Origin of the sequence: Streptomyces sp. NPDC014656 (assembly GCF_043084305.1) — a bacterium.
Lineage (GTDB): Bacteria > Actinomycetota > Actinomycetes > Streptomycetales > Streptomycetaceae > Streptomyces.
The window spans coordinates 281,482-308,423 of sequence record NZ_JBIBZN010000006.1; the positions used below are offsets into that span (position 1 = coordinate 281,482).

A 26,942-nucleotide genomic window follows, 5' to 3' on the forward strand; every position below is an offset into this window, starting at 1 on the left:
CCGGTCCCGGAGGGCGGCCGTACCGGTCACCGGGCGACGAAAAGGCCCCGGCTCGTGGGAGCCGGGGCCGTTTCGGAGCGGGGTGGCGGGTCAGAGGCTGACGCCGCGGGCGCGGAGGTACGCGACGGGGTTGATGTCGGAGCCGTAGTCGGCGGTCGTCCGGGCCTCGAAGTGGAGGTGCGGACCGGTCGAGTTGCCGGTCGAGCCGGAGACGCCTATCTGCTGGCCGGGCTCGACGGACTGGCCGACGTAGACGCCGATGGACGACAGGTGGCCGTACTGGGTGTACGTGCCGTCGTTCATCCGGATCACGATGTTGTTGCCGTACGCGCCGCCCCAGCCGGCCTCGACGACGGTGCCGGAGCCGACGGAGACGACCGAGCTGCCGTAGGCGGCGTGGAAGTCGACGCCGGAGTGGCTGCCGGAGGACCAGAGGGAGCCGCCGGTCTTGTAGCCGGTGGAGACGTACGAACCGGCGACCGGGAGGTTGAAGGAGGCGAGGCGGCGGCGCTCGGCCTCGCGGGCCGCGCGCTCCTTGGCCTCGCGGATCTCCTGGGCGCGGGCCTCGGCCTTGCGCTTCGCCTCGGCGCGCGCCTTGGCCCGGGCCTCGGCCTCGGCGGCCTCCTGCTCCTGGGCGGCGGCCTGCGCGCTGACCTGGTCGGCGAGGGAGTCGTCGGCGATCACCTGGGTGAGGCCGGTGTCCTCGGCGGAACGGTTGTCCGTGTCGGCGGCGAGCGCCGGGGAGGCGAGGGAGCCGACGACGCCGGTGGTGGCGAGGGCGGCCACGCCGGCGATGCCGGCGCTGCGGCGAGCCAGTCGGCTCGCACCACGGTGCTTCCCGGTGGCACGGGTGAACGCCAAGACGGTTCCTTTCCTTCCTTCTCGCCTACCGGGTTAGCTGACGGGTTCGGAGCAGGAAGGTCTCCTACGGGCCCCTCCGCACGGCGAAGGCGTCCGATTCACCCCAGGGACTGCGTGGGTCCCCGGCTCCCCAGGCTCGCGCCTGACGGGGACTCGGCGATGCTGTCCGGGTGCCGCGGGTGCGGCGCGTGCGTCGGGTCGGACAGACGGACCGACGCTAGGCCGGGCGGATGTCAATCGCCAAACAGACTCGCCTTTTTGTAAGACATGCCACAGGGCATACGATCATCCTTGACTTCATAACGGACAAAGCGGAGGTCTCCGGTGCTTCCACGCATCGGAGACCTCCGCCGGAGCCGACGGGGGGTCAGCTCACCACGGTCACCTCGCCGATGCCGAGGGCCCGCACGGGCTCCTCGATCTGCGCCGCGTCGCCCACCAGGACGGTGACGAGCCGGTCCGCCGGGAAGGCGCTGACGACCGCGGCCGTGACCTCGACCGTGCCGGTCTCGGCCAGCCGCGCGTACAGCCGGGCCTGGTAGTCGTCCGGGAGGTGCTGCTCGACCTGGTCGGACAGCGTCGCGGCGACCGAGGCCGCCGTCTCGTACTTGAGCGGGGCCACGCCCACCAGGTTCTGCACGGCGACGTCCCGCTCGGCGTCCGTCAGACCGCCCTCGGCCAGCGTCCGGAGCACCTTCCACAGGTCGTCGAGGGCCGGACCGGTGTTGGGGGTGTCGACCGAGCCGCTGATCGCGAGCATCGAGGCGCCGTGCCCCTCGCCGTCCGAGCGGAGCACCTGCCCGAAGGCGCGCACGCCGTACGTGTACCCCTTCTCCTCGCGCAGGACGGCGTCCAGACGGGACGTCAGGGTGCCGCCGAGGCAGTAGACGCCGAGGACCTGCGCGGCCCAGACGGCGTCGTGGCGGTCGGGGCCGATCCGGCCGATGAGCAGCTGGGTCTGGACGGCCCCGGGGCGGTCGACGATGACGACCCGTCCGGTGTCGTCGGCGGTGATCGGCGGCATCGGGCGCGGCGCGGCCGGCTTGCCGGTCCAGCCGCCGAGGGTCTCGGCGAGGACCTCGTCGAGGTCGACGCCGGTGAGGTCGCCGACGACGACCGCCGTGGCGGCGGCGGGGCGCACGTGCGCGTCGTAGAACGCGCGGACGGCCTCGGCGTCGATGGCCTCCACCGTCTCCTTGGTGCCCTGGCGCGGCCGGGACATCCGGGCGGTGGCCGGGAACAGCTCCTTGTAGAGCTGCTTGGCCGCGCGCCTGCTGGGGTTGGCGGCCTCGTGCGGGATCTCGTCGAGCCGGTTGTCCACCAGGCGCTTGACCTCGTCGGCGTCGAAGGCCGGGGAGACCAGCGCCTCGGCGACCAGCCCGAGGGCCTTGCGGAGCCGGGAGACCGGGACCTCCAGGGAGACCCGGACGCCGGGGTGGTCCGCGTGCGCGTCGAGGGTGGCGCCGCAGCGCTCCAGCTCGGCCGCGAACTCCTCGGCGCCGCGCTCGGTGGTCCCCTCGGAGAGGGCGCGCGCCATGATGGTGGCGACGCCGTCCAGCCCCTCGGGCTCGGCGTCCAGCGGCGCGTCGACGAAGATCTCGACGGCGACGACCTGCTGGCCGGGGCGGTGGCAGCGCAGCACGGTCAGGCCGTTGTCGAGCGCGCCGCGCTCGGGGGCCGGGAAGGCCCACGGCCTGGCCGCGCCGGCCTGCGGCTGCGGGTGGAAATCCATGCTGGTCAGAGACACGGCGGCGTCGGTCACTGGTCCGCTCCCTCTTCCTCGTCGCTGTTCTCGTCGGCCTCCGCGCCCTCCACGGGCTCGTAGACCAGCACCGCGCGGTTGTCCGGGCGCAGCCGGGCCGCGGCCACCTCGCGCACCTCGTCGGCGGTGACGGCGAGGACGCGGTCGACCGCGGTGAGGGCGAGCTGCGGGTCGCCGAACAGCACGGCGAAGCGGCACAGTTCGTCGGCGCGGCCGGCCACGGTGCCGAGCCGGTCCAGCCACTCGCGCTCCAGCTGGGCCTGGGCGCGCTCCATCTCCTCGGCGGTCGGGCCCTCGGCCGCGAAGCGGGCGAGCTCCTCGTCGACGGCCGCCTCGATGGCGGGGACCTCGACGCCGCCGGAGGTCTTGACGTCCAGCCAGCCGAGGGAGGGGGCGCCGGCGAGCCGGAGCAGGCCGAAGCCGGCGGCGACGGCGGTGCGGTCGCGGCGGACCAGCCGGTTGTGCAGGCGGGAGGACTCGCCGCCGCCGAGCACGGTGAGGGCGAGGTCGGCGGCGTCGCACGCGCGCGTGCCGTCCTCCGGCAGCCGGTAGGCGGCCATCAGGGCGCGGGCCGGGACGTCCTCGACGACGACCTCGCGCAGCTGCTCGCCGATGACCTCGGGCAGGCCGCCGTCGCGCGGGGCGGGCTTGCCGTCGTGGCCGGGGATGGAGCCGAAGTACTTCTCGACCCAGGCGAGCGTCTGCTCCGGGTCGATGTCGCCGACGACCGACAGGACCGCGTTGTTGGGCGCGTAGTAGGTGCGGAAGAAGGCCCGCGCGTCCTCCAGGGTGGCCGCGTCCAGGTCCGCCATCGAGCCGATGGGGGTGTGGTGGTACGGGTGGCCCTCGGGGTACGCGAGCGCGGTGAGCTTCTCGAAGGCGGTGCCGTACGGCACGTTGTCGTACCGCTGGCGGCGCTCGTTCTTCACGACGTCGCGCTGGTTCTCCATCGACTCGTCGTCGAGGGCGGCGAGCAGCGAGCCCATCCGGTCGGCCTCCAGCCAGAGCGCGAGCTCCAGCTGGTGCGTCGGCATGGTCTCGAAGTAGTTGGTGCGCTCGAAGCTGGTCGTGCCGTTGAGCGAGCCGCCGGCGCCCTGCACCAGCTCGAAGTGTCCGTTCCCGTGCACCTGCTTCGAGCCCTGGAACATCAGGTGCTCGAAGAGGTGGGCGAGACCCGTGCGGCCCTCGACCTCGTGGCGCGAGCCGACGTCGTACCAGAGGCAGACCGCGGCGACCGGGGTCAGGTGGTCCTCGGAGAGGACCACCCGCAGGCCGTTCGCCAGCCGGTGCTCGGTCGCTGTCAGGCCGCCGGAGCCGGCCTCGGCCGTGGCCGTGTGACCCATGGGCATGTACGTCCCTTCGATCGCGATCTGAAAAGTCCTGCCACTGTATGCAAGCGCGCCGACACCTGGCGAAGTTCCCGCGCCCCCGAGATGTCCCTCGTCCGGGTCGCGGTCCACGTTGTCGGTGGCACGGTCCACAATGGTCCGCGTCAGATCAAGCTTTGTCGGAGAAGGAGCCGCAGCCGCGATGGCCCGCCGCAGCACGAAGACACCGCCGCCGGACGACGCGTACGAGGAGAGGATCCTCGACATCGACGTCGTCGACGAGATGCAGGGCTCCTTCCTCGAGTACGCCTACTCGGTCATCTACTCGCGCGCCCTGCCGGACGCCCGCGACGGCATGAAGCCGGTCCAGCGGCGCATCGTCTACCAGATGAACGAGATGGGCCTGCGCCCCGACCGGGGCTTCGTCAAGTGCGCCCGCGTGGTCGGCGAGGTCATGGGCAAGCTGCACCCGCACGGCGACGCCTCGATCTACGACGCCATGGTGCGCATGGCGCAGCCCTTCTCCATGCGCCTGCCGCTGGTCGACGGCCACGGCAACTTCGGCTCGCTCGGCAACGACGACCCGCCGGCCGCCATGCGGTACACCGAGTCGCGGATGGCCCCGGCCGCCCTGCTGATGACCGAGTCCATCGACGAGGACACGGTCGACTTCGGGCCCAACTACGACGGCCAGGAGCAGGAGCCGGTCGCGCTCCCCGCCGCGTACCCGAACCTGCTGGTGAACGGCGCTTCGGGCATCGCGGTCGGCATGGCGACCAACATGCCCCCGCACAACCTGGGCGAGGTGATCGCGGCCGCCCGCCACCTGATCCGCTACCCGAACGCGGACCTGGACGCCCTGATGCGCTTCGTCCCGGGCCCCGACCTGCCGACGGGCGGCCGGATCGTCGGCCTGAACGGCATCCGGGACGCGTACGAGTCGGGCCGCGGCACCTTCAAGATCCGGGCCACCACCGCGGTGGAGACCGTGACGGCCCGCCGCAAGGGCATCATCGTCACCGAACTGCCCTTCACGGTCGGCCCCGAGAAGGTCATCTCCAAGATCAAGGACCTGGTCGGCTCGAAGAAGCTCCAGGGCATCGCCGACGTCAAGGACCTCACCGACCGGGCCCACGGACTCCGCCTGGTCATCGAGATCAAGAACGGCTTCGTGCCCGAGGCCGTCCTGGAGCAGCTCTACAAGCTGACGCCGATGGAGGAGTCCTTCGGCATCAACAACGTGGCCCTGGTGGACGGCCAGCCGCTCACCCTCGGCCTCAAGGAGCTCCTGGAGGTCTACCTCGACCACCGCTTCGCGGTGGTCCGCCGCCGCTCCGAGTACCGCCGCGGCAAGAAGCGCGACCGGCTCCACCTGGTCGAGGGCCTGCTCGTCGCCCTCCTCGACATCGACGAGGTCATCCGCCTCATCCGGGAGAGCGACAACTCGGCGCAGGCGAAGGAGCGCCTGATGGAGCGCTTCTCGCTGAGCGAGATCCAGACCCAGTACATCCTGGACACCCCGCTGCGCCGGCTCACGAAGTTCGACCGCCTGGAGCTGGAGACCGAGCGCGACCGGCTGACCGGCGAGATCGACGAGCTGACCGGCATCCTGGACTCCGACTCCGAGCTGCGCAAGCTGGTCTCGGCCGAGCTGGCGGCGGTCGCGAAGAAGTTCGCCACCGACCGGCGCACGGTCCTCCTGGAGTCGGCGGGCGCCCCGGTCACGGCCGTCCCGCTGGAGGTCGCCGACGACCCGTGCCGGGTGCTCCTCTCCTCGACCGGTCTGCTGGCCCGCACGGTCTCGGCCGAGCTGCCGCCGGCCGATCCGGACGCGAAGCGGACCAAGCACGACGTGATCGTCTCGTCGGTGGCGGCCACCCAGCGCGGCGACGTGGGCGCGGTGACCTCGACGGGCCGCCTGCTGCGGATCGCGGTCATCGACCTGCCGCAGCTGCCCGACACGGCCGCCGCGCCGAACCTGGCGGGCGGCGCGCCGCTGAGCGAGTTCCTGTCGCTCGACGGGGACGAGACGGTGGTCTGCCTGACCACGCTGGACGAGTCCTCCCCCGGCCTGGCGCTGGGCACCCTCCAGGGCGTGGTCAAGCGGGTGGTGCCGGACTATCCGGCGAACAAGGACGAGCTGGAGGTCATCACCCTCAAGGACGGTGACCGGATCGTGGGCGCGACCGAGCTGCGGACGGGCGACGAGGACCTGGTCTTCATCACCTCCGACGCGCAGCTGCTGCGCTACCCGGCCTCCCAGGTGCGCCCGCAGGGCCGCCCGGCCGGCGGCATGGCGGGCATCAAGCTGACGGCCGGCGCCGAGGTGCTGTCCTTCGGCGCGGTGGACCCCGCGGCGGACGCGGCCGTCTTCACGGTGGCGGGCTCGACCGGCACCCTGGACGGCTCCGCGGCGACCTCGGCGAAGCTGACGCCGTTCGACCAGTACCCGCGCAAGGGCCGGGCGACCGGCGGCGTGCGCTGCCAGCGCTTCCTGAAGGGCGAGGACGCCCTGCTCCTGGCCTGGGCGGGCGCCCTGCCGGCCCGTGCCGCGCAGAAGAACGGCACCCCGGCCCAGCTGCCGGAGCCGGACCCGCGCCGCGACGGCTCGGGCACCCCGCTGCCGACGACGGTGGACGTGGTGGCGGGCCCGGCGGTCTGATCCGGCCCCGCACGGCACCGCGTGACGACGCGAAGCCCCCGCTCCTGACCGGAGCGGGGGCTTCGTCGTGTGCGCCCGGCCGCGGGCCGCGTGCTCGGGCGCCGCGCCGGGCACCGGGATCCGTGCCCGGGCGCGGCGCCCGGCGCCCGTCAGGCGCGGGCGGCCTCGGAGGCGGCTCCGGGGGCGTACACCGCCTCGATGCCGGCGAGGATCAGCCGCAGTCCCTCCTCGAACCGCTCGTCGTAGCCGGCGAAGATCTCCGCGCCCGCCGCCGCCGCGAGCGGGTACGCGGCCAGGCGCCGGGCCCGCTCCTCGATGTCGAAGCCCTCGCGGAGCTCGCCCGGCCGGTCCTCGGTGCCCTGCTCCTCGGTGACGAACCCGAGCGTGTACATGTACGCCGTCGTGCTGGCCCGCACCGCCTCGCGCAGCGAGAACCCGGCGTCGACGAGGGCGCCGAGCTGGCGCTCCATGTCCTGGGCGTGGTCGCTGCCGGTGAACCGGGCGCCGCTGTAGACCTTGGCGCCGTCGCGGTAGCGCAGCAGCCCGGCGCGCAGGCCCCGGTTGGCGGTGAGCATCAGCTCCTGCCAGCTCTGCCCGGCGGCCGGGCGGGCGGCCGGATCGGCGACCATCCGGCGGTACATGACGGTCGCCATCTCGTCGAGCAGCGCCTGCTTGTTCTTGAAGTGCCAGTACAGGGCGGGGGCCTGGACGTGCAGCTCCTGGGCGATGGCGCGGAGCGTGAGTCCCTCCAGGCCCCGCTCGTTCAGCAGCCGCAGGGCGGTCTCCGCCACCAGGCCGGGGTCCAGCTTGCTCGTCTTCTTGGTCACCACCCCGTCACGGTATCCCCTTGACTCCTTAACGCCGTTAAGGCAATGCTGTGGGCACCGGAGTTTAACGACGTTAAGGAATGGAGGCGGTCAGCCATGGCAGCACGCGGGGACACGGACGTCCTCATCACCGGAGCGGGCCCGACGGGGCTCGTCCTCGCCCTCGACCTCGCCCGCCGGGGCGTCCGGACGCTCCTCCTGGAGCGGGCCGGCGGGCTCTTCCCCGGCTCCCGCGGCAAGGGGCTCCAGCCGCGCAGCCAGGAGGTCCTGGACGACCTCGGCGTCCTCCCCGGAGTGCTGGCGGCCGGGGGCCCGTACCCCCGGATGCTGGCCTGGGAGGGCACCGAGCGGCGGGGCGAGTGGGACATGATCGAGCGTTCCGAGCCCACCGAGCGGGTGCCGTACGCGAACACCCTGCTGATCCCGCAGTCGCGCACCCAGGAGCTGCTGTACGCCCGGCTGGCGGAGCTCGGCGGCGGCGTCCGGTTCGGGGCCGCGCTCACCGGTCTGCGCCAGGACGACGAGGGCGTGGAGGCGCTGCTGGGCACCGGGGAGACCGTCCGGGCCGCCTTCCTCGTCGGCGCGGACGGGGGCCGCTCCACGGTCCGCCGGGCGCTCGGCATCGGCATGACCGGCGAGACCGTCGACCCGCGCCCGATGCTCGTCGCCGACGTGCGGATCTCCCCCGGGGCGGTGGCCGACCGGGACCACTGGCACGTCTGGCGGGCCGCGGACGGCGGCGTGGCCCTCTGCCCGCTGCCGGGCGGTGACGGCCTGTTCCAGCTCGCCGCCACCTTCGAGGACGCGGCCGCCGGCGTGGACACCACCCCGGAGGGCGTCCGCGCGCTGCTGGCCGCCCGGACGCCGCTCGCGGCGGAGGAGATCACGGAGGTGCCCTGGGCCTCCGACTACCGTGCCCGGGCGGCGCTGGCGGACCGGTTCCGGGAGGGCCGGGTCTTCCTCGCGGGCGACGCGGCCCACGTCCACTCCCCCGCCGGCGGCCAGGGCCTCAACACGGGCCTCCAGGACGCGTACAACCTGGGCTGGAAGCTCGCGCAGGTGCTGCTGCACGGCGCCCCGGCCGCGCTCCTGGACAGCTACGAGGCCGAGCGCCGCCCGGTCGCGGCGGACGTCCTGGGGCTCAGCACCCGCCTCCACCGGGAGACCGCCGACGGCGACGCCCCCCAGCGGGGCGAGGAGGTCCAGCAGCTCGGCGTCGGCTACCGCGGCTCGGCGCTCGCGGTGGACACCCGCCCGAACACGCCGGGGGACGGCGTGCGCGCCGGCGACCGCGCCCCGGACGGCCCGTACGGCGAGGGGCGCCTCTTCGACCTCTTCCGGGGGCCGCACTTCACCCTGCTCGCGGTCGGGGCCGCGGAGCCCCCGACGGCCCTGCCCGAGCCGGTCCGCGCGGCCCGGCTCACGGCCTACGAGCCGTACGGCACCGGCGTCTTCCTGATCCGCCCGGACGGGTACGTGGGCTGGGCGGGCCCGCGCGCCGACGCGAGCTTCGACGCCTACCTGGCCTCGGTCGGCCTGGCCCCCGCGGGGGTGCCCGCCTGAGCCGGGGCTACGCCTCCGCCGGCGGCTCGTCGCCCTGCGGCACGTACCGGAGGACGCCCCACATGCTGTGCTCGTCCGGGGCGTCCCCGGGGCCGTCGACCTCGCAGCCCGCGAGCTCCTTGCGCAGGGCGGCCGCGTCGACGACGGAGCCGATCAGGACCAGCTGCGAGAGGCGCTCCTCGCCGGCCGGCCAGGGCTCCGGGTAGAAGCGCAGGAAGCGGCCGACCGCGTGCACCAGATAGCGGTGGTCGGGGTCGGCCGCGCCGAAGTCCACGAAGCCCTTGAGGCGGTACAGCCCCTCGGGACGGGAGTCGAGGAAGGCCATCAGCCGCCGGGGGTGCAGCGGCACCGCCGTGCTCAGGGAGACGGTGTCGTAGGCCGCGTGCGCGTGGGCGTGGCCGTCCTCGTCGGCGTGGAGGATGTCCTCGATCGACATCTGGCCGGCGATCTCGTCCTCCGGGACGACCCGGTCGAAGAGCAGCTCGGGATCGATCCGCCCGTGCGCCGCCTCGATCACCGCCGCCCGGTCCGCGAGCCCCGCGACGGTCTCCCGGACGGCCCTCAGCTCCTCCCCGGAGACCCGGTCGGCCTTGTTGACCACGACCAGGTCGGCGAGGGCGAGGTGGCGGTCGGTCTCGGGGTGCCGCCGCCGGGTGGCGTCGAACTCGGCGGCGTCGACGACCTCGACGAGACCGCCGTAGACCGTCCGCCGGTTCTCGCTGGCGAGCACCATCCGGACCAGCTCCTGCGGCTCGGCGAGCCCGCTGGCCTCGATGACGATCACGTCCAGCCGCAGCTCGGGCCGGGTCAGCACCTCCAGGTACTCGTCCAGCTCGCTCGCGTCCACCGCGCAGCACAGACAGCCGTTCCCGAGGGAGACCGTCGAGCCCACCTGTCCGGCCACCGTCATCGCGTCGATCCCGATGTCGCCGAAGTCGTTGACCATGACCCCGATCCGGGTCCCCCGCGCGCCGCGCAGCAGCTGGTTCAGGAGCGTGGTCTTCCCCGCCCCGAGAAACCCGGCGAGGACGACGACGGGGATCTGCTGCGCGCTCAAGAAACAAGCCTTTCGCTGGGCGGTACGGGACACGGCTCCCCGGCCGGCTCCCCAGGAGCGGCCGGCCCTCCAGGATAGGCAGCCCGCCTCCCCGGAACCCCTGCCCCACGCGCGCGTGGACATTCCCCGGAAGCCCCCGCGGCCCCTCCCCGGCGCGGGAACCGTCCCCCACGCGCGCGTGCCGCGCTCCGGGGCCTCCCGGCCCCCCGCCCCCGCCGCGTTTCCGGTCGCGCGTGCCACCCCCGTACCGTTTCGGGCATGACCGGCACCGCTTCGCTCCCCTCCGCACGCCCCGACGGGCGCCGGCGGCCACGGCTGGGGTGGCCGCGGCGGGTGTTCTCGCAGGTGCTGCTGATGCAGCTGGCCGTCGCCACCGGCGTCACGGTGCTGGCCACCGGCTTCTTCCTGGCCCCGCTGAGCGCCCAGCTCGACGACCAGGCCATGCGGCGCGCCCTCGCCATCGCGGAGACCATGGCCTCCACCCGCACGGCCGCCGACCTGGCCGGCGGGCCCCCGTCGGCGACCGGGCCGGTGCAGCGCGAGGCGGAACGGGTCCGGGCGGCGACCGGCGCCGAGTACGTGGTCGTCATGGACACCCGCGGCGTGCGCTGGTCGCACCCCGACCCCGTCCAGATCGGCCGGACCGTCTCCACCGACCCGAGCGAGGCCCTGGCCGGCCGCGAGGTCATGGAGATCGACAGCGGCACCCTCGGCCGCTCGGCGCGCGGCAAGGCGCCGCTGCGGAACGCCGACGGCGGGATCGTCGGCGCGGTCTCCGTCGGCATCGCGTACGACAGCGTCCGCGACCGGCTCCTCTCCGCGATCCCCGGCCTCCTGGCCTATGCGGGCGGCGCGCTCGCGGCCGGCGCGCTGGCCGCGTACCTGATCTCCCGGCGGATCCAGCGGCAGACCCGTGACCTGGCCTTCTCCGACATCTCGGCGCTGCTCGCCGAGCGCGAGGCGATGCTGCACGGCATCCGCGAGGGCGTGGTGGCCCTCGACCGGAGGGGTTCCGTACGGCTCCTCAACGACGAGGCCCAGCGCCTGCTCGGCCTCGGCCCCGAGGCCGCCGGGCGGCCGCTCGACGCGCTCCTCGGCCCGGGCCGCACCGCGGACGTGCTGACCGGCCGGGTGACCGGCGCCGACCTGGTGACCGTCCAGGGGCACCGGGTGCTGATCGCCAACCGGATGCCCACGGACGACGGCGGCGCCGTGGCGACCCTGCGCGACCGCACCGAGCTGGAACGGCTCGGCCGGGAGCTGGACTCCACGCGCGGCCTGATCGACGCCCTGCGGGCCCAGGACCACGAGCACGCCAACCGTCTGCACACCCTCCTGGGCCTCCTGGAGCTGGAGCTGTACGAGGAGGCGGCCGACTTCGTCACCGAGGTCGTCGGGGTCCACCGGGCGACCGCCGAGCAGGTCACCGAGAAGGTCCACGACCCGCTGCTCGCCGCCCTCCTTGTCGGCAAGGCGACGGTCGCCGCCGAGCGCGGCGTCCCGCTGCGGATCGCCTCCGACTCCCTGCTCCCCGACCGGCTGGTCGACCCGCGCGAACTGGTCACCGTCGTCGGCAACCTCGTCGACAACGCCCTGGACGCCGCCGCCGGCACCCCGGACGCCCGGGTCGAGGTGGCGCTGCGCGCCGAGGGCCGGACGGTGGTCCTGCGGGTCGCCGACAGCGGCGCCGGCGTCCCCGAGGAGCGCCGGGAGCTGATCTTCACCGAGGGGTGGACGACCAAGGAACCGCCCGCCCACGGCCGGCGCGGCCTCGGCCTGGCGCTGGTGCGGCGGCTCGCCGAACGGCGCGGCGGCACCGCGCGCGTGGCGGCCGGCCCTGCCGGCGGGGCGGAGTTCACCGTGGTCCTGCCGGACGCCCTGACGGACACCGCGCCGCCCGCGCCGCGCGGACCGGCGGACCCGACCACGGCCGAGGAGCTCTCCCGGTGATCGACGTGCTGGTCGTCGACGACGACGCCCGCGTGGCGCAGGTGAACGCCGCGTACGTGACCAGACTGCCCGGCTTCAGGGTCGCCGCCACCGCGCACTCGACGGCGGAGGCCCTGGCCGTCCTGGACGGCCGGCCGGTGGACCTGGTCCTCCTCGACCACTACCTCCCCGACGAGAACGGTCTCGCCGCCATCCGCGAGCTGAGGGCCCGCGGCCACCAGTGCGACGTGATCATGGTGACCGCGGCCCGGGACGTGGCGACCGTGCGGGCGGCGATGCGGCACGGCGCCCTCCAGTACCTGGTCAAGCCGTTCGACTTCGCCGGCCTGCGGTCCAAGCTGGAGGCGTACGCCACGCTCCGCCGCACCCTGGAGGGCGGCGGCGAGGCGGAGCAGGCCGAGGTCGACCGCATCTTCGGCACCCTGGCGGCGGGCTCCGCCGCCCCCGGCCTGCCCAAGGGGCACTCCCCGACCACCGCCGAGCTGGTCCGCCAGGTGCTGCTGGCGGCCGGGGGCCCGCTCTCCACCCAGGAGCTCGCCGAGCGGGCCGGCGTCAGCCGCCAGACCGCCCAGCGCTACCTCAAGCTCCTCGAACGCTCCGGGCGGGTGCGGCTCTCCCTCCGGTACGGCGAGACCGGCCGCCCCGAGCACCGCTACACCTGGGTCTCCTCGCCCTGAGCCCCCGTGCCGAGCCCCGGTGCCCGGTGCGCGTCAGACGGCGCCGGCCCCGGTGAGCGCCCGCACCTCGGTCTCGGCGTGCCGCGCCTCGTCGGGCGGCTCGGGCGAGGTGACGGTGCCGAGCCAGCCGGCGAGGAAGCCGAGCGGGATGGAGACCACGCCCGGGTTCTGCAGCGGGAAGACCTGGAAGTCGACGCCCGGGAAGAGCGCGTCCGGGCTGCCGGAGACCACCGGTGACAGCAGCACCAGGAGCACCGCCGGGACGAGTCCGCCGTAGACGGACCACACCGCGCCCCGGGTGGTGAAGCGGCGCCAGAAGAGCGAGTACAGCAGCACCGGCAGGTTGGCCGAGGCGGCGACCGCGAAGGCGAGGCCGACGAGGAAGGCCACGTTGAGGTCGCTGGCCAGCAGCCCGAGCCCGATCGCGGCGGCCCCGATGACGGCGGCGGCCACCCGGGCGACCGCGACCTCGCTGTACTGCCTGCCGCCGGGCCTGCGCAGCGAGGCGTAGAGGTCGTGGGCGACGGAGGCCGAGGAGGCCAGGGTGATCCCGGCGACGACGGCGAGGATGGTCGCGAAGGCGACGGCCGCGACGACCGCGAAGAGCACCGTGCCGCCGGTGGAGCCCGCTCCCCCGCCGAGGTCGAGCGCGAGCAGCGGGACGGCCGTGTTCCCCGAGGCGTTGGAGGCGCGGACCTCGTCGGAGCCGATGAGGGCGGCGGCGCCGAAGCCGAGGACGATCGTCATCAGGTAGAAGCCGCCGATGAGGCCGATGGACCAGACGACGGAGCGCCGGGCGGCCCGCGCGGTGGGCACGGTGTAGAAGCGGGACAGGATGTGGGGCAGTCCCGCGGTGCCGAGGACGAGCGCGAGGCCGAGGCTGATGAAGTCGAGCCGGGCCGTCCAGTCGCCGCCGTAGCGCAGTCCGGGGCCGAGGAAGGCGGCGCCGTGCCCGCTGCGCTCCGCGGCGGTGCTGAGCAGGCTGTCGATGTCGCCGTGGAAGCGGATCAGGACGAGCACGGTGAGCGTGACGGTGCCCGCCATCAGCAGCACCGCCTTGACGATCTGGATCCAGGTGGTGGCCCGCATCCCGCCCAGCGACACGTAGATCACCATCAGCGCGCCGACGCCGATGACCGTCCAGGTGCGGGCCGCCTCTCCGGTGCCGCCGAGGAGGAGGGCCACCAGACTGCCGGCGCCGACCATCTGGGCCACCAGGTAGAGCACCGACACGGCCACCGAGGAGGTGCCGGCCGCGATGCGGACGGGCCGTTCGGCCATCCGCGCGGCGACGACGTCGGCGAGGGTGAACCGGCCGCAGTTGCGGACGAGTTCGGCGACCAGGAGCAGCACGACCAGCCAGGCGACCAGGAAGCCGACCGAGTAGAGCATGCCGTCGTAGCCGTAGAGCGCGATGAGGCCGGAGATGCCGAGGAAGGAGGCCGCGGACATGTAGTCGCCGGCGATGGCGAAGCCGTTCTCCATCGGCGAGAAGAGCCGGCCGCCCGCGTAGAACTCCTCGGCCGAGCCGTGCCGGTTGCGGCTCACCCAGGTGGTGATGCCGAGGGTCACGGCGACGAAGGCGCTGAAGAGCAGCAGGGCGAGGGTCTGGTGGTCTCCGGTCACCACTGTCCGGCCCCCCTCGTCATCTCCTGGGTGTCCCAGCGCAGTTCGAGCGCGGCCCGGTCCCGGCGCAGCCGGGCGTGGCGCGCGTAGGCCCAGGTGAGGAGGAAGGTGGTGAGGAACTGGCCGAGGCCCGCGATCATCGCCACGTTGACCGCGCCGGCCACCGGGCGGGCCATCAGGCCGGGGACGGCCGTGGCGGCGACGACGTAGGCGAGGTACCAGAGGAGGAAGGCCGCGCTCGCGGGGAAGGCGAAGCGGCGGTAGCGGCGGCGCACCTCCTGGAAGGCGGGGCTGCGCTGGACCTCCAGGTAGATCTCGGCCGCCCCGGGCGCGCGGTGCGCGGCCTCGTCGTACCGCTGCCGCGGCACCCCTTCCGCCGCCCCGTCGTCCCGCGCCCCCGCGCGCTCCTGTTCGTCCAGCTGTTCCACCGGTCAACTCTCCTTGTCAGCGAACCGTTTCGGCCGCGTGCCCAAGGATGGACAGAGTGGGCAGATCCCGGACTCTTCTCCCTTCGCTCTTCACCCCATCAGGTGATCCTGTGGTCCGGCGCCTGACCGGACCGGGCCGATATGCGTATGGACGCCGAACGGCCCGGCCCCGAGGAGCGGGGCCGGGCCGGTGCGGCACGCGGGTCAGGCCGTGGTGCGGGTCAGGCGTCGATGCGCGAGCGGTCGAGCGTCGCCGCCGAGCTGGTGATGAACTCCTTGCGGGGCGCCACGTCGTTGCCCATCAGCAGGTCGAAGACCGTCTCGGCCGCGTCCAGGTCGCCGATGTTGATCCGGCGCAGGGTGCGGTGGCGCGGGTCCATCGTGGTCTCCGCGAGCTGGTCGGCGTCCATCTCGCCGAGGCCCTTGTAGCGCTGGATGGCGTCCTTGTAGCGGACCCCCTTGCGCTGGAACTCCAGGAGCGTCTGCCGCAGCTCGTTGTCGGAGTACGTGTAGACGTACTTGTCCTGGCCCCTCTTGGGCTGGACCAGCTCGATCCGGTGCAGCGGCGGCACGGCGGCGAAGACCCGGCCGGCCTCGACCATCGGGCGCATGTAGCGCTGGAAGAGGGTCAGCAGCAGCGTCCGGATGTGCGAGCCGTCGACGTCGGCGTCGGTCATCATGATGACCTTGCCGTAGCGGGCCGCGTCGATGTCGAAGGTGCGGCCGGAGCCCGCTCCTATGACCTGGATGATCGCGCCGCACTCGGCGTTCTTGAGCATGTCCGAGACGGACGACTTCTGGACGTTGAGGATCTTGCCGCGGATCGGCAGCAGGGCCTGGAACTCGCTGTTGCGCGCGAGCTTGGCGGTGCCGAGCGCGGAGTCCCCCTCGACGATGAAGAGCTCGCTGCGCTCCACGTCGTCGCTGCGGCAGTCGGCCAGCTTGGCCGGCAGCGAGGAGGTCTCCAGGGCGGTCTTCCGGCGCTGCGCCTCCTTGTGCTGGCGGGCGGCGATCCGGGTGCGGGCCGCGGCGACGGCCTTCTCCAGGACGGCCCGGGCCTGGGCCTTGGCGTCCCGCTTGGTGGAGGTCAGGAAGGCCTTGAGCTCGCGGGCCACCACGGTGGCGACGATCCGGCGGGCGGCCGAGGTGCCGAGGACCTCCTTGGTCTGGCCCTCGAACTGCGGCTCGGCGAGGCGGACGGTGACGACTGCGGTCATGCCCTCCAGGGCGTCGTCCTTGACGATGTCGTCCTCGGCGACGCGCAGCAGCTTGGCCGAGCGCAGCACCTCGTTCACGGTCTTGGTGATGGCCTGCTCGAAGCCGGAGACGTGGGTGCCGCCCTTGGGGGTGGCGATGATGTTCACGAAGGACCGGACGGTGGTGTCGTAGCCGGTGCCCCAGCGCAGGGCGACGTCGACGCCGAGCTCGCGGGTGACCTCGGTGGGGGTCATGTGGCCCCGGTCGTCGAGGACCGGCACGGTCTCCTTGAAGGTGCCCTGACCCGTGAGGCGCAGCACGTCGCAGACGGCCTTGTCCTGGGCGAGGTACTCGCAGAACTCGCTGATGCCGCCGTCGAAGCGGAAGACCTCCTCGCTCTTGCCGATCCCCTCCAGGTCCCGCTGGTCGCGGACGACGATGGTGAGGCCGGGCACGAGGAAGGCGGTCTGGCGGGCGCGCTGGTGCAGCGTCTCCAGGGCGAGCTTGGCGTCCTTGAGGAAGATCTGGCGGTCGGCCCAGTAGCGGACGCGGGTGCCGGTGCGGGTCTTGGGCGCCCGCTTGCCCTTGACCAGCCCGCTCGACGGGTCGAAGGGGCTGTCCGGGCCCTGCTCGGTGAAGATGCCCGGGACACCGCGCCGGAAGCTGATCGCGTGCGTGGCGCCGTTGCGGTCGACCTCGACGTCGAGGCGGGCCGAGAGCGCGTTGACCACGGAGGCGCCGACGCCGTGCAGACCGCCGGAGGCGGCGTACGAGCCGCCTCCGAACTTTCCGCCGGCGTGCAGCTTGGTCATGACGACCTCGATGCCGGACAGGCCGGTCTTGGGCTCGACGTCGACCGGGATGCCACGGCCGTTGTCCCGGACCTCGACGGACCCGTCGTCGTGCAGGATGACGTCGATGTGGTCGCAGTAGCCGCCCAGGGCCTCGTCGACCGAGTTGTCGATGATCTCCCAGAGGCAGTGCATCAGGCCACGGCTGTCCGTGGACCCGATGTACATTCCGGGACGTTTGCGGACCGCTTCGAGCCCTTCGAGGACGAGCAGGTGCCGCGCGGTGTAGTTGGAACCGTCACGGTCTGCGGTCAGCAGCGCACTGGACGGCACGGACGTTTCGGCGGTCACGCGGTTCGCTCCTCGCTGAATTTGGAATCTTGCCCGATGGGGTGAGTACCGGGGTCGCTCACCGCTCAGAGGGTACCGATGCCTGGTGGGGCCGCTGAAACGCCACCCTCCCGGTTTCCTCATGCTAGTCCAGACTCGTATAGATGTTCGATCCCTCGAAGGGGTGACGCGAACATCACGTTCCCTTCCCGGCATGAACCATCTAGGCTCCGGGCACGTCCTCATCAACAACCGGCAACCCCGCCGGGAGGGCAACCGACACACCACAGCAATGCGAAACCCGTAGAGCGACGCAATACGGCTCATTCGCCGCCAACCGGCAGCAGACAGCCACCTTGGGAAAAAGTTTCAAGGAAAAGCCACGAGCGGGAACGTTTTCGGCCTGGTTGGATGTTGACCCTGGTACGACAGCTCGTCGAGCTAGAGAAGAGGCGACGTGACTACTGTTCTGACCCCCGCGAGCCCCCTGACGGCCGCTGACCGCTGCGACCGCTGCGGCGCCCAGGCTTACCTGCGTGTCGTCCTGGCCAGCGGAGGTGACTTGCTCTTCTGCGCCCACCACGGTCGCAAGTTCGAGCCGGAACTCAAGAAGATCGCCGTTGAGATACAGGATGAGACGGACCGGCTGACCGATGTGCCGGCCCGCACGGTGGGCGACGAGCACTGACGCCGCGCGGCCCCGACGAGCTCAGGACCGGTCCCTGACGACCGGCCGACGGGCGGTCATCCCTCGACCAGGGATGACCGCCCGTTCTCGTACCCGGACGCCGCTCTCGGACCCCCGGCACTTCCGCGGCCACGGGGCTCCCGCCGTCGTGAGGTTCCCGCCGTCGTGAGGTTCCCGCCGTCGTGAGGCTCTCGATGTCGTAGTGCTCTCGATGCGATCGGAGCCTGATGCGGTCGGAAGCTCGATGCGGGCGGGCTCCCGATGCGGGCGGGCTCCCGATGCGGGCGGGCTCCCGGTATGGGCGGGCTCACGTTTTCGGCGCGCTCCAGCCTCGTGACGCCGCCGTGCCCCGGTGCTCCCGCGCCGTAACGCCGGGGAGGAAGCCTTTCCCGTCACGGCCTCCTCCCCCGGCCCGCGAAGGGGCGGCGCGGTCCCTCAGAGCCGCTCGGGCAGCACCGCGGACACCCGTGTGTAGACCCCGGGGTTCTCGGCCTGCCCGCAGCCGCTGCCCCAGGACACGAGCCCCACCAGCACCCCGCGCGCCACCAGCGGGCCCCCGCTGTCGCCCTGGCAGGCGTCCCGGCCGCCCCTGGGGTCGCCGGCGCACAGCATGGTCTCCTCGCGGTACGAGACCCCGCCGAAGCCGCCCGGGTACGCCCGCTCGCAGGCCGCGTCCGGGAGCACCTGGACGTGCGCCGAGCGGAGCGAGGAGGCGTAGTTGCCGTTCCCGCTCGTGTCGCCCCAGCCGTACACCTCGGCCGCCGTCCCGGGGTCCTCCGCCGGGTCTGCGCGCGCCGCCACCTCGATGACGGAGGACCGCGGCAGGGACTCGGCGAGCGTGAGCACGGCGAGGTCGCCCGAGTTGGTCGTCGGGTCGTAGTCGGGGTTCACCCAGGTGCCCGCGATCCGCACCTCCTGTCCGCCCTGCCCGCGCAGCGCCGCCCGGCCCGTGATCACCGAGAGGTCCCGCAGCTGCCAGGGTTCGCCGCCGAGCACCTCGCGCCCCAGGCAGTGGGCCGCCGTGAGCACCTTCGTGGGCGCCACGACGACACCGCCGCAGAACTGGCCCGCCCGCGTACCTCCGAACCGGTCACGGCTGGACAGGGCCACCACCCAGGGCGCGTCGGTGATCGCGGCCGGGCTGCCGCCCACCACGACGCTGTCCGCGACGGCCGGGGCGGCCCCGGCCACCGGTCCGGCCATTGCCGTGACCAGACCCAGGGCACCCGTCAAAGCTCGGGCGAAGGGACCACGCATGGAGCCTCCTGACTCTCCGCTGATGTACCTTCACCCAGCGTCCAGCACGGAGGGGTCCCCTGCACCGCGAACGGCCGAAGGGCCCGGCCCCCGAGCGGGGAACCGGACCCTTCGTCCACTGTCGTGCGCCCCGGACGGGCCGTACCGGTCAGTCGAGGTAGTCGCGCAGGACCTGCGAGCGCGACGGGTGGCGCAGCTTCGACATCGTCTTCGACTCGATCTGGCGGATCCGCTCGCGGGTCACGCCGTAGACCTTGCCGATCTCGTCGAGCGTCTTCGGCTGGCCGTCGGTGAGGCCGAAGCGCATGGAGACCACGCCGGCCTCACGCTCGGAGAGCGTGTCGAGGACCGAGTGCAGCTGCTCCTGGAGGAGCGTGAAACTGACCGCGTCGGCCGGGACGACCGCCTCGGAGTCCTCGATGAGGTCACCGAACTCGCTGTCGCCGTCCTCACCCAGGGGGGTGTGGAGGGAGATCGGCTCACGGCCGTACTTCTGGACCTCGATGACCTTCTCGGGGGTCATGTCGAGCTCCTTGGCCAGCTCCTCCGGGGTGGGCTCGCGGCCCAGGTCCTGGAGCATCTGGCGCTGGACGCGCGCGAGCTTGTTGATGACCTCGACCATGTGCACCGGGATACGGATGGTGCGGGCCTGGTCGGCCATGGCGCGGGTGATCGCCTGACGGATCCACCAGGTGGCGTACGTGGAGAACTTGTAGCCCTTGGTGTAGTCGAACTTCTCCACCGCGCGGATCAGACCCAGGTTGCCCTCCTGGATCAGGTCCAGGAAGAGCATGCCGCGGCCGGTGTAGCGCTTGGCCAGCGAGACCACCAGACGGAGGTTGGCCTCCAGGAGGTGGTTCTTGGCGCGGCGGCCGTCCTCGGCGATGATCTCCAGCTCGCGCTTGAGCTTGGGAGCGATCTTGTCCGAGTTGGCGAGCTTGTCCTCGGCGAAGAGACCGGCCTCGATGCGCTTGGCGAGCTCGACCTCCTGCTCGGCGTTGAGCAGCGGGACCTTGCCGATCTGCTTCAGGTAGTCCTTGACCGGGTCCGCGGTGGCACCGGCGACGGCGACCTGCTGGGCGGGCGCGTCGTCCTCGTCCTCGTCGGACAGGACGAAGCCCTTGGTCTCGCCCTCGGTCTCCTCCTCGTCCTTGCCCGGCGCGACGTCCTCGAGCAGCTCCTCGCCCTCGATCAGTTCGTCGTCGGACTTCTTGGACGCGGTCTTCTTGGCCGCCGTCTTCTTGGCGACGGTCTTCTTGGCCGCCGTCTTCTTGACGGCGGTCTTCTTCGCGGCCGCCTTCTTGGCGGGCGACGCGGCCTCGTCGGCCGGGTCGGCGCTCTCGGCCGCGGGGGCCGCCGAGCCGGTCGCGACGCTGGTCCTCGTCACCGTCGTCGCCCTGGCGGTGACGGTGGTCTTGGCGGCGGTGCGCTTGGCCGGGCTCTTCGCTGCTGCGCTCTTGCGGGCGCGCTTCGGCGACTCCGCTGCACTGACCATCAGCGTCACACCCTCTTCCTCGAGGATCTGATTGAGGCTGCGCAGAACATTCTTCCACTGGGTTGGCGGAATCTGGTCAGCCTCGAAGGCCCGACGCACGTCATCGCCGGCGATCTGCCCATCAGCCTTTCCCCGCTCGATGAGCGCCATCACAGACTCGGACTCGGCGATCTCCGGCGGGAGCGTACGGGATGTGCTGGCCGACACGAACAACCTCTCGGAACGATGGAAACGGCTTCCGGCCCCGCCCGAAGGATCGGGCCGGAGCCGACGACCGTCGACGGGGAATGTGCCGACGGCGCGGGCTGGACCGGGGAACTGCACAGCGCCTGCACCGGCTGCTGTATTCCTTCCTCGGCTGTCACCTCTTAGGTCATCGCACGGCTCGGAGGAGTGTTACGCCCAATCTTCGTGTCCCGAGTCACACCGCATCCGCGACGAACAGGACGAAAGGGTGATCAAGCGTACATTCGGCGCCGCCGGCACCCTGGCGCGGTCCGGGGAACCCGGTCGGGCTCCCCGGACCGCGCTCGGATCCGGCGGCTCTCCCTGCGTACGCGCCCGTGCGCTTCCGGCCACGGTCCGCGGATCAGTGTTCGCGGGGGGCGGGGACGACGCGCGGCTCCACCTCGGGGTGGACCGTGAGCAGTTGGCGCATGGCGGTCTCGGCGGCCACCGCGTCCCCCGCGCCGAGGGCGTCGACGATCCGGCCGTGGTGCGCCAGGCAGCTCTCGCTGGGGCGGTCACAGGCGGTGACCGGCCCGCCCGAGACCTGGAGGGCGGCGCCGACGATGCCGGAGAGGTGCTCCAGCATGCGGTTGCCGGCGAGCTGGATGAGCAGGGAGTGGAACTCGGTGTCGGCGCGGGAGAAGGTGATGCCGTCACCCTGCGCGTACGCGTGCCCCATGATCTCGACCATGTCGGCGAGGCGCTGCTGCACGTCCTCGCGGCCGTGACCGGCGGCGAGACGGGCGGCCAGCGGCTCGATCGTCCAGCGCAGCTCGTTGAGCTCGCGCCGCTGGTCGTCGCGCTGCGGACCGAAGGCGCGCCACTCGATGATGTCGGGGTCCAGCAGGTTCCAGTCGCTGACCGGGCGGACCCTGGTGCCGACGTTGGGGCGGGCACTGACGAGGCCCTTGGCCTCCAGGACGCGGAGGGACTCGCGCACGACGGTGCGCGAGACCTCGAAGCGCTGGCCGATCTCCTCGGGGACGAGCGGGCGGTCCGCGCCGAGGTCGCCGGAGACGATCATCTGGCCGAGCTGCTGGACGAGCTGGCCGTGCAGTCCACGGCCGCGGCTGCCGGCGGTGCGGCGGCCGACGCGACCGAGGTCCGTGTCCACCCCCTCCCAGGAGGGCGGACCCACGCGGTCGGCGACGGAGGCCTCCCCGTAGGGGTAGCGGTCGAGATCGCCCGGGGCGCCGAGGCCGGAGTCGACGGAGCGGGCGGCGGTCATCATCGTATGCGCAAGGGTACTCACGCATCCTTTGTCGGCGTGGCCTCCGTGGCCCTTGAGGTCTTTGGTGAAAAGCACACGAAAGGGTGATCGGCACCCCCTACACAATTGACAATTATTCGGACATAAGCGGCATTACGCAAGGGAGTTGCGGCCCGAGCGGAACATACCGATCCGGAAGCGGTCACCAACGGGCCTGCCGGCGAAGCCCGGTGAGCACATAGGCGCAGAGCAGGACCGTCAACGTGAGCAGGAGTGCCACTCCGGCGGGCTGCGCCACCACATCCAGCGCCCCGGCGATCCACCGGTCGAGGGGCGGCGCCCACCGGGGGCCGGCGAACTCTCCCAGCCGGGCGGGAAGTCCGGCGACGGAACGGACGGCGGGACCGCTCATCACCTGCCGCAGCAGCGGGACGAAGGCGACCGGGACGAAGAGGACCGCCGCCACCCCGGCCGCCGCGGCCCGGAACACCCCGGCCCCCAGCACCCCCGCCCAGGCGCAGCCGACCGAGAGCCCCAGCCAACTCGCCGTCATCTCCTGCCAGTCGTCCGGCACGGCGGTCAATTCGGCGCCGTAGAAGAGGCGGAGGGCGGCCAGGTCGGCACCCGCCACGAGCGTCCCGAGGAGCAGGGCGACGGCCGCGGAGACGACGAGCTTGGCGAGGAGCAGCGCGAGCCGGCGGGGCGCGGCGCCGCGCCCCGCGGCGAGCGCGGGGTAGCGGTACTCCTCGCCGAAGGAGAGCGAACCGATCAGCCCGGCACCGAGCGCCGCGGGCGGCAGCGGCAGGAGGTCGGGCCAGGCGGCGAGCACCGCCGGGAGCGGGGTGCCGCCGCCCCGGCCGAGGAGCGTCGCGAGCACGGCCGACACCGCCAGGGTTCCCGCCAGGATCAGCCCCGTGGACGGTACGCCGGCGATCCGGCGCAGCTCGTAGCGGAGCGGGCGCAGCGGCGAGCGGACCGGCCGGCGCGCCCCGGCGGCCCGGTCCGGAGCGGCGCCGTCCGCCTCCGGGAGGGAGTCGCGCGCCTCCTCCGCCCGGGCCCCGGCGGGGCCGCTGTCGCCGGTCTCGTCCACGAGCCGGTGGACCGGCACGCCGTGCCGGAAGGCGGTGTCCCCCACCTGTGCGCAGTCGCCGCCGTACACGAGGAGGAGGGTGCCGTCCTCCGTGTCGACCTCGACCGGACGGCGTGCGGCCCTGGCCTCCTGGGTCAGGGCGGCGGCGAGCCGGGCGGCGTGCGGGGTGCGGACGGCGACCCTGGGCCGCAGCCGGGTGCGGGCGAAGTCGCCGGCGTCCTGGGCGGCGACGAGGCGGCCGCCGTCGAGGGTGACGACACGGTCGGCGTTCCGCGCCGCGTCCTTGGCGTCCCGGGTGGTGTAGAGGACGGTGCCGCCGGCCTCCGCGTGCGCGCGCAGCAGGGCGTGCAGCCGGACCCGCTCGTCCGGGGACAGCCCCGCCCCCGGGGCGTCCAGGAGCAGCGTGTGCGGCTCCCCCAACAGGGCGGCCGCCAGAGCGAGTCGGCGCTCGGCCCCGCGCGGCAGGGTGCCGAGTCTTCGCCCTTCCAGTCCGCCGAGTCCCACGGCGCGGATCACCTCGTCGGCCCGGGCGACCGGAACTCCCGCGCCTGCCGCGAGCATCCGCAGCTGGCCGCGGACGGTACGGGAGGGGTGTCCCGGTACGTCACCGAGGGCGATCCCGAGCTCGCGCGCGGGCTGGGCGATCCGGCGCAGCGGCCGGCCCCGGAAGTAGGAGAGTCCGCGCCCCGGCTCGAGTTCGAGCAGAAGGCGCAGGGCGGTCGTCTTGCCGGAGCCCGGGGGGCCGACGAGGGCGGTCACGGCCCCGGACGGGGCCTCGAAGGTCAGATCGTCCACGGCGGGCGGGCGATCGCGGCGGGGGGTGCTGGTCAGTCCGATGGCCTGGAGCATCGCTTCTCTCGCGGTAGGAGTCACCGCTCCGCGGCAGGGCGGCGCTACCGCAGCAAGATAACGCCATATTTCGGACTTTTGGCGCAGGGTTGTCGCCCCGGGGGCGGCGGGGGCGTGCTCCCCTCAGACCTCGGGGCGCAGCATGGGCGGGTTGAGCAGGGTCGCGCCGCCGGCCCTGAACAGCTGGGCGGGGCGGCCTCCCTGACGGGTGGTGGTCCCGCCGGTCGGCACGAGGAAGCCCGGGGTGCCGGTGACCTTGCGGTGGAAGTTGCGCGGGTCGAGCGATACGCCCCAGACGGCCTCGTAGACGCGGCGCAGTTCTCCGACGGTGAACTCCGGCGGGCAGAACGCCGTCGCGAGCGAGGAGTACTCGATCTTGGAACGGGCCCGCTCCACCCCGTCGGAGAGGATCTGGGCGTGGTCGAAGGCGAGCGCCTCCGGGGAGTCGGGCCCGGCGGCCCGCGCCTGGTCGAGCAGTTCCTCCACGGGGGCCCAGCGCGCGCTGTTGGCGTCGCCGCCGGGCCTGGGGGCGGGCAGGTCGGGGGCGAGCGCGAGGTGCGCGACGCTCACCACCCGCATCCGCGGGTCGCGCTTGGGCGCTCCGTAGGTCGCGAGCTGTTCCAGGTGCGCGCCGTTGTCGGGAACCGGCGGGGCCGCCGACGGGTCGTGGGCGCGCAGTCCGGTCTCCTCGGCCAGTTCGCGCGCGGCGGCGGCACCGAGGTCCTCGTCGTCACGGACGAAGCCTCCGGGCAGCGCCCACCGCCCCTGGAAGGGTGCTTCTCCCCTGCGGACGACCAGGGTGCACAGTGCGTGGCTCCGCACGGTGAGGACGACCAGATCGACGGTGACAGCGAAGGGCGGGAAGGCCGACGGGTCGTAGGGAGGCATGCCGTGATCATAGTCGTCTTCCTGACGATAAGCACGCCCCTCGCGTTCTCCGTCCCCGACGACCCCACCCTGTGGCGAGGGCTTCCTCGTCTCCGTGTCCGGCATCCGTCACACCCCCAGCTGCAGGCCCTCGGCGGCCTCCTCGACCATACCGAGTCCGAGACGGCTCACCCGCACGGCGAAGGGTTCCCCGGCGACCACGAGCCCCGAGAGCCGGAGCTCCCCCAGCGGTGCCGAGGCCATCGGCTGCACCGCGACGCTCCGGCCGGGGGCGTCGGGGCGGATGCCGGCCAGGGCGGCGAGCGCGTGGACCGCTCCGGCGGCCGCGACGGCGGCGGGCCGGCAGGCGGCCGGGTGCGGCACCGGGCGCGCGCCCGAGGTCCGCTGCTCGCCCGCGTACATCTCGGGAAGCCGGTGGCCGAAGTGCTCGGCGGCGTCGAGGAGGCCCCGCAGCAGGGACGCGGCCTCCTTCTCGTATCCGGCGACGGCCAGCCCGGCGACGGCGACGGCCGTCTCGTGGACGCGGACGGCTCCGGCCCGGTGGCCGAAGGGGTTGTGGCCGGGCTCCTTGGCGCCGAGGCCGCGCAGCCCCCAGCCGGAATCGAGCGCGGGGGTGCCGAGCAGCCGCGCGACCTGTTCGGTATCCGTCCGGTCGAGCAGCCCCTGGGCGTACCTGCCGCCGTCGAGGAGCCCGGTGTCGAGGAGGTGGGCCGCCCACCCTCCGAGCTGGGGCCAAGAGCGCCCCTCCGGTGCCCGGGCGGCGGCGGGGCGGCCGCCCGAGGGGTCGTCGAGCCAGAAGGTGCTCCGGAACCGCTCGCGCAGGGCGCGGGCCGCGGCCCGGAGTTCGGCCCCGCCGGGCCGCCCGCAGGCGTCGAGGAGGTCGGCCCCGAGCACGGCGGCCCGGTGGGCGTGGGCCTGGGTCTCGGCCCGCCAGGGACCGCCGGGCGCCGGGTCCGGCAGGAGCCCGTCCGCGCCGAGCCCGCGGCGCAGCCAGCCGAGACAGCGCTCCGCCACCGGAAGGAGCTCGTCCAGGTCGGCGGCGGGGAGGCCCCACCGCCGGGCCTCGGCGAGGACGACGGGGAAGGCGAGGGTGGCCTCGACTCCGGTGCAGCGGGGCGGGAGGTGCGGTCCCGCGTCCCGCAGCGGGCCGGGCAGGCGCCCGGCCTCGGCTCCGCCGGTGACCTGGGTACGGCCGAGGGCGCGGAGGGTGCCGGCGGCGAGCCGGGTGCCGAGCGGCAGGGCCATGCGGGCCGCCCAGAGCGCCTCCGCGGTGACCGGTCCGCAGCGCCACGGGACGCCGGCCGCGAGGTGGACGTCGGCGGGGTGCGCCGGGTCGCGCTGGAGGAGGGCCCGCAGGTCCTCGACACAGGTGCGGAGCAGTGCGCCGGTCCTGCGGTCGTCGCCCTCCGCCTGGGCATCCGGGAGCAGGCGCCCGCCGGGGCGGCCGCCCCCACCGGGCGGGGCGGCGCCGGGGGGCCGGCCGGCGTGGACGCGGAGGTGGAGGGTGGTGGCGGTACCGGGGGCGAGGTCGGTTTCCCAGCGGAGGACGCCGACCGCCGCCAGAAAGTCCGCGGGCGCCGGGTCGGCCGTGACGGCGACGGAGCGGCCGTCGGGTGCGGTCCAGCGGAGTCCGGTGCCGTGGACGCTGGGCCTGAGTTCGGGGCAGGGGCGGCCGGACGCGACCGCGCCCAGCTCCGCGAGATCCGTGCCCAGAGCGAGCTCCACCGGGACCCGGACGGGCCGGGGGACGGCGCTGCGGAGGGTGATCCGCTCGGTTCCGTCGGCACCGCGGGAGCGCTCCACGGTGATCCCGGGGTCGGGTCCGGTGTCGCCGGGGACGCGGAGAACGCCGACGAACACGGCCCGGTCGGCGGCGGCGAGCCGGCCCTGGAGGGGGACGGGCTCGCGTCCGGCGACCCGCAGGACGCTGCGGGAGAGGAGGCGTCTCCCCGACGCGTACACGCCTTCCGGTCCGTTTCCGGTGAGCTGGCCGTGCTCGGGAGAGACGGCGAAGGCCGGCAGGGCGACGCAGAGGAGGGCGTCGTGGACCGGGGGGAGTTCGCCGGGGCGGGGGCTGGGGGCGGGGACGCCGCCCACGGCCGGGTGCCGGGCGGGGTGTTCCGTCGGATGTCCGGGGGCCGGGACGGGGCTGAGGACCATGGGAGGTGTGGCGTGCTC

Annotated in this window: 19 protein-coding genes and 1 riboswitch; of the genes, 5 read left to right on the forward strand and 14 right to left on the reverse strand. The window is 73.6% G+C overall.

What is annotated here, in order from left to right:
* Window positions 1–90 precede the first annotated feature (90 nt).
* From ACF1ED_RS17105 to ACF1ED_RS17115, 3 genes are all read right to left on the reverse strand, one after another.
* Entirely contained in the window at window positions 91–861 is a 771-nt protein-coding gene (locus ACF1ED_RS17105; protein ID WP_391761154.1) for a M23 family metallopeptidase, read from the reverse strand.
* Window positions 862–869: 8 nt separating this feature from the next.
* Window positions 870–1,030: riboswitch (cyclic di-AMP (ydaO/yuaA leader) on the reverse strand.
* 198 nt (window positions 1,031–1,228) lie between these two features.
* The gene (locus tag ACF1ED_RS17110) at window positions 1,229–2,593 is read right to left on the reverse strand and encodes a M16 family metallopeptidase (protein WP_391761339.1); all 1,365 of its coding nucleotides are present in this window, start codon (window positions 2,591–2,593) and stop codon (window positions 1,229–1,231) included.
* 26 nt (window positions 2,594–2,619) lie between these two features.
* Window positions 2,620–3,972: a M16 family metallopeptidase gene (locus ACF1ED_RS17115; RefSeq protein WP_391761156.1), complete on the reverse strand. Its 1,353-nt coding sequence runs from the start codon at window positions 3,970–3,972 to the stop codon at window positions 2,620–2,622.
* A gap of 181 nt (window positions 3,973–4,153) precedes the next feature.
* Here ACF1ED_RS17115 and ACF1ED_RS17120 point away from each other — a divergent pair, with 181 nt between their 5' ends.
* Window positions 4,154–6,613, forward strand: coding sequence for a DNA topoisomerase (ATP-hydrolyzing) subunit A (locus ACF1ED_RS17120; protein ID WP_391761158.1), 2,460 nt, complete (start codon window positions 4,154–4,156; stop codon window positions 6,611–6,613).
* 149 nt (window positions 6,614–6,762) lie between these two features.
* Here ACF1ED_RS17120 and ACF1ED_RS17125 read toward each other — a convergent pair whose 3' ends face one another.
* Window positions 6,763–7,443, reverse strand: a complete 681-nt coding sequence (locus ACF1ED_RS17125; RefSeq protein WP_391761160.1) for a TetR/AcrR family transcriptional regulator C-terminal domain-containing protein — start codon at window positions 7,441–7,443, stop codon at window positions 6,763–6,765.
* 93 nt (window positions 7,444–7,536) lie between these two features.
* Between ACF1ED_RS17125 and ACF1ED_RS17130 the strand changes: the two genes are divergently transcribed.
* Window positions 7,537–9,003, forward strand: a complete 1,467-nt coding sequence (locus ACF1ED_RS17130; RefSeq protein WP_391761162.1) for an FAD-dependent monooxygenase — start codon at window positions 7,537–7,539, stop codon at window positions 9,001–9,003.
* Between the two features lie 7 nt (window positions 9,004–9,010).
* Here the strand turns inward: ACF1ED_RS17130 and ACF1ED_RS17135 are convergent, their stop codons facing one another.
* Window positions 9,011–10,060 carry a CobW family GTP-binding protein gene (locus ACF1ED_RS17135; RefSeq protein WP_391761164.1) on the reverse strand — a complete coding sequence of 350 codons (1,050 nt, stop codon included), beginning with the start codon at window positions 10,058–10,060 and terminating at the stop codon, window positions 9,011–9,013.
* Window positions 10,061–10,318: 258 nt separating this feature from the next.
* Here ACF1ED_RS17135 and ACF1ED_RS17140 point away from each other — a divergent pair, with 258 nt between their 5' ends.
* Together ACF1ED_RS17140 and ACF1ED_RS17145 are read left to right on the forward strand one after the other, a co-directional pair.
* Window positions 10,319–12,010 (forward strand): ATP-binding protein, encoded by a 1,692-nt coding sequence (locus ACF1ED_RS17140; protein ID WP_391761166.1) that lies wholly within the window; start codon window positions 10,319–10,321, stop codon window positions 12,008–12,010.
* Window positions 12,007–12,687 carry a response regulator gene (locus tag ACF1ED_RS17145; RefSeq protein ID WP_391761168.1) on the forward strand — a complete coding sequence of 227 codons (681 nt, stop codon included), beginning with the start codon at window positions 12,007–12,009 and terminating at the stop codon, window positions 12,685–12,687. The genes ACF1ED_RS17140 and ACF1ED_RS17145 overlap by 4 nt, the downstream gene beginning before the upstream one ends.
* Before the next feature lie 33 nt (window positions 12,688–12,720).
* Here the strand turns inward: ACF1ED_RS17145 and ACF1ED_RS17150 are convergent, their stop codons facing one another.
* The 3 genes from ACF1ED_RS17150 to ACF1ED_RS17160 form a co-directional block, all read right to left on the reverse strand.
* Complete coding sequence (locus tag ACF1ED_RS17150; protein WP_391761170.1) at window positions 12,721–14,313, reverse strand: cation acetate symporter; 1,593 nt, start codon at window positions 14,311–14,313, stop codon at window positions 12,721–12,723.
* Window positions 14,310–14,741 carry a DUF485 domain-containing protein gene (locus ACF1ED_RS17155; RefSeq protein ID WP_391761172.1) on the reverse strand — a complete coding sequence of 144 codons (432 nt, stop codon included), beginning with the start codon at window positions 14,739–14,741 and terminating at the stop codon, window positions 14,310–14,312. Before ACF1ED_RS17155 ends, ACF1ED_RS17150 begins: the two co-directional genes overlap by 4 nt.
* 221 nt (window positions 14,742–14,962) lie before the next feature.
* On the reverse strand, window positions 14,963–17,080 hold the full coding sequence (locus ACF1ED_RS17160) for a type IIA DNA topoisomerase subunit B (RefSeq protein ID WP_391761174.1): 2,118 nt from the start codon (window positions 17,078–17,080) through the stop codon (window positions 14,963–14,965).
* Window positions 17,081–17,516: 436 nt separating this feature from the next.
* On the opposite strand from ACF1ED_RS17160, the gene ACF1ED_RS17165 reads away from it, so the two are divergent.
* Window positions 17,517–17,747, forward strand: a complete 231-nt coding sequence (locus ACF1ED_RS17165; RefSeq protein WP_030495106.1) for a hypothetical protein — start codon at window positions 17,517–17,519, stop codon at window positions 17,745–17,747.
* A gap of 435 nt (window positions 17,748–18,182) precedes the next feature.
* Here the strand turns inward: ACF1ED_RS17165 and ACF1ED_RS17170 are convergent, their stop codons facing one another.
* The 6 genes from ACF1ED_RS17170 to ACF1ED_RS17195 form a co-directional block, all read right to left on the reverse strand.
* A complete protein-coding gene (locus ACF1ED_RS17170) occupies window positions 18,183–19,004 on the reverse strand; it encodes a serine protease (protein ID WP_391761177.1) in 822 nt (273 codons plus the stop codon).
* A 148-nt stretch (window positions 19,005–19,152) separates the two neighbouring features.
* Complete coding sequence (locus tag ACF1ED_RS17175) at window positions 19,153–20,706, reverse strand: RNA polymerase sigma factor (protein WP_391761179.1); 1,554 nt, start codon at window positions 20,704–20,706, stop codon at window positions 19,153–19,155.
* Window positions 20,707–21,088: 382 nt separating this feature from the next.
* Window positions 21,089–21,979 carry a FadR/GntR family transcriptional regulator gene (locus ACF1ED_RS17180; RefSeq protein ID WP_391761181.1) on the reverse strand — a complete coding sequence of 297 codons (891 nt, stop codon included), beginning with the start codon at window positions 21,977–21,979 and terminating at the stop codon, window positions 21,089–21,091.
* A 160-nt stretch (window positions 21,980–22,139) separates the two neighbouring features.
* Window positions 22,140–23,876 (reverse strand): ATP-binding cassette domain-containing protein, encoded by a 1,737-nt coding sequence (locus ACF1ED_RS17185; RefSeq protein WP_391761183.1) that lies wholly within the window; start codon window positions 23,874–23,876, stop codon window positions 22,140–22,142.
* Between the two features lie 123 nt (window positions 23,877–23,999).
* Window positions 24,000–24,764 carry an NUDIX domain-containing protein gene (locus ACF1ED_RS17190; protein ID WP_391761185.1) on the reverse strand — a complete coding sequence of 255 codons (765 nt, stop codon included), beginning with the start codon at window positions 24,762–24,764 and terminating at the stop codon, window positions 24,000–24,002.
* A gap of 108 nt (window positions 24,765–24,872) precedes the next feature.
* Complete coding sequence (locus ACF1ED_RS17195; RefSeq protein ID WP_391761187.1) at window positions 24,873–26,924, reverse strand: glycogen debranching N-terminal domain-containing protein; 2,052 nt, start codon at window positions 26,922–26,924, stop codon at window positions 24,873–24,875.
* Window positions 26,925–26,942 lie beyond the last annotated feature (18 nt).

Bases quoted from the DNA above. Each gene is read 5' to 3' on its own strand.
- ACF1ED_RS17120 (WP_391761158.1), top strand. From the start codon at position 4,154: ATGGCCCGCCGCAGCACGAAGACACCGCCGCCGGACGACGCGTACGAG.
- ACF1ED_RS17170 (WP_391761177.1), bottom strand. From the start codon at position 19,004: ATGCGTGGTCCCTTCGCCCGAGCTTTGACGGGTGCCCTGGGTCTGGTC.
- ACF1ED_RS17140 (WP_391761166.1), top strand. From the start codon at position 10,319: ATGACCGGCACCGCTTCGCTCCCCTCCGCACGCCCCGACGGGCGCCGG.
- ACF1ED_RS17185 (WP_391761183.1), bottom strand. From the start codon at position 23,876: ATGCTCCAGGCCATCGGACTGACCAGCACCCCCCGCCGCGATCGCCCG.
- ACF1ED_RS17110 (WP_391761339.1), bottom strand. From the start codon at position 2,593: ATGGATTTCCACCCGCAGCCGCAGGCCGGCGCGGCCAGGCCGTGGGCC.
- ACF1ED_RS17190 (WP_391761185.1), bottom strand. From the start codon at position 24,764: ATGCCTCCCTACGACCCGTCGGCCTTCCCGCCCTTCGCTGTCACCGTC.
- ACF1ED_RS17115 (WP_391761156.1), bottom strand. From the start codon at position 3,972: ATGCCCATGGGTCACACGGCCACGGCCGAGGCCGGCTCCGGCGGCCTG.
- ACF1ED_RS17130 (WP_391761162.1), top strand. From the start codon at position 7,537: ATGGCAGCACGCGGGGACACGGACGTCCTCATCACCGGAGCGGGCCCG.
- ACF1ED_RS17195 (WP_391761187.1), bottom strand. From the start codon at position 26,924: ATGGTCCTCAGCCCCGTCCCGGCCCCCGGACATCCGACGGAACACCCC.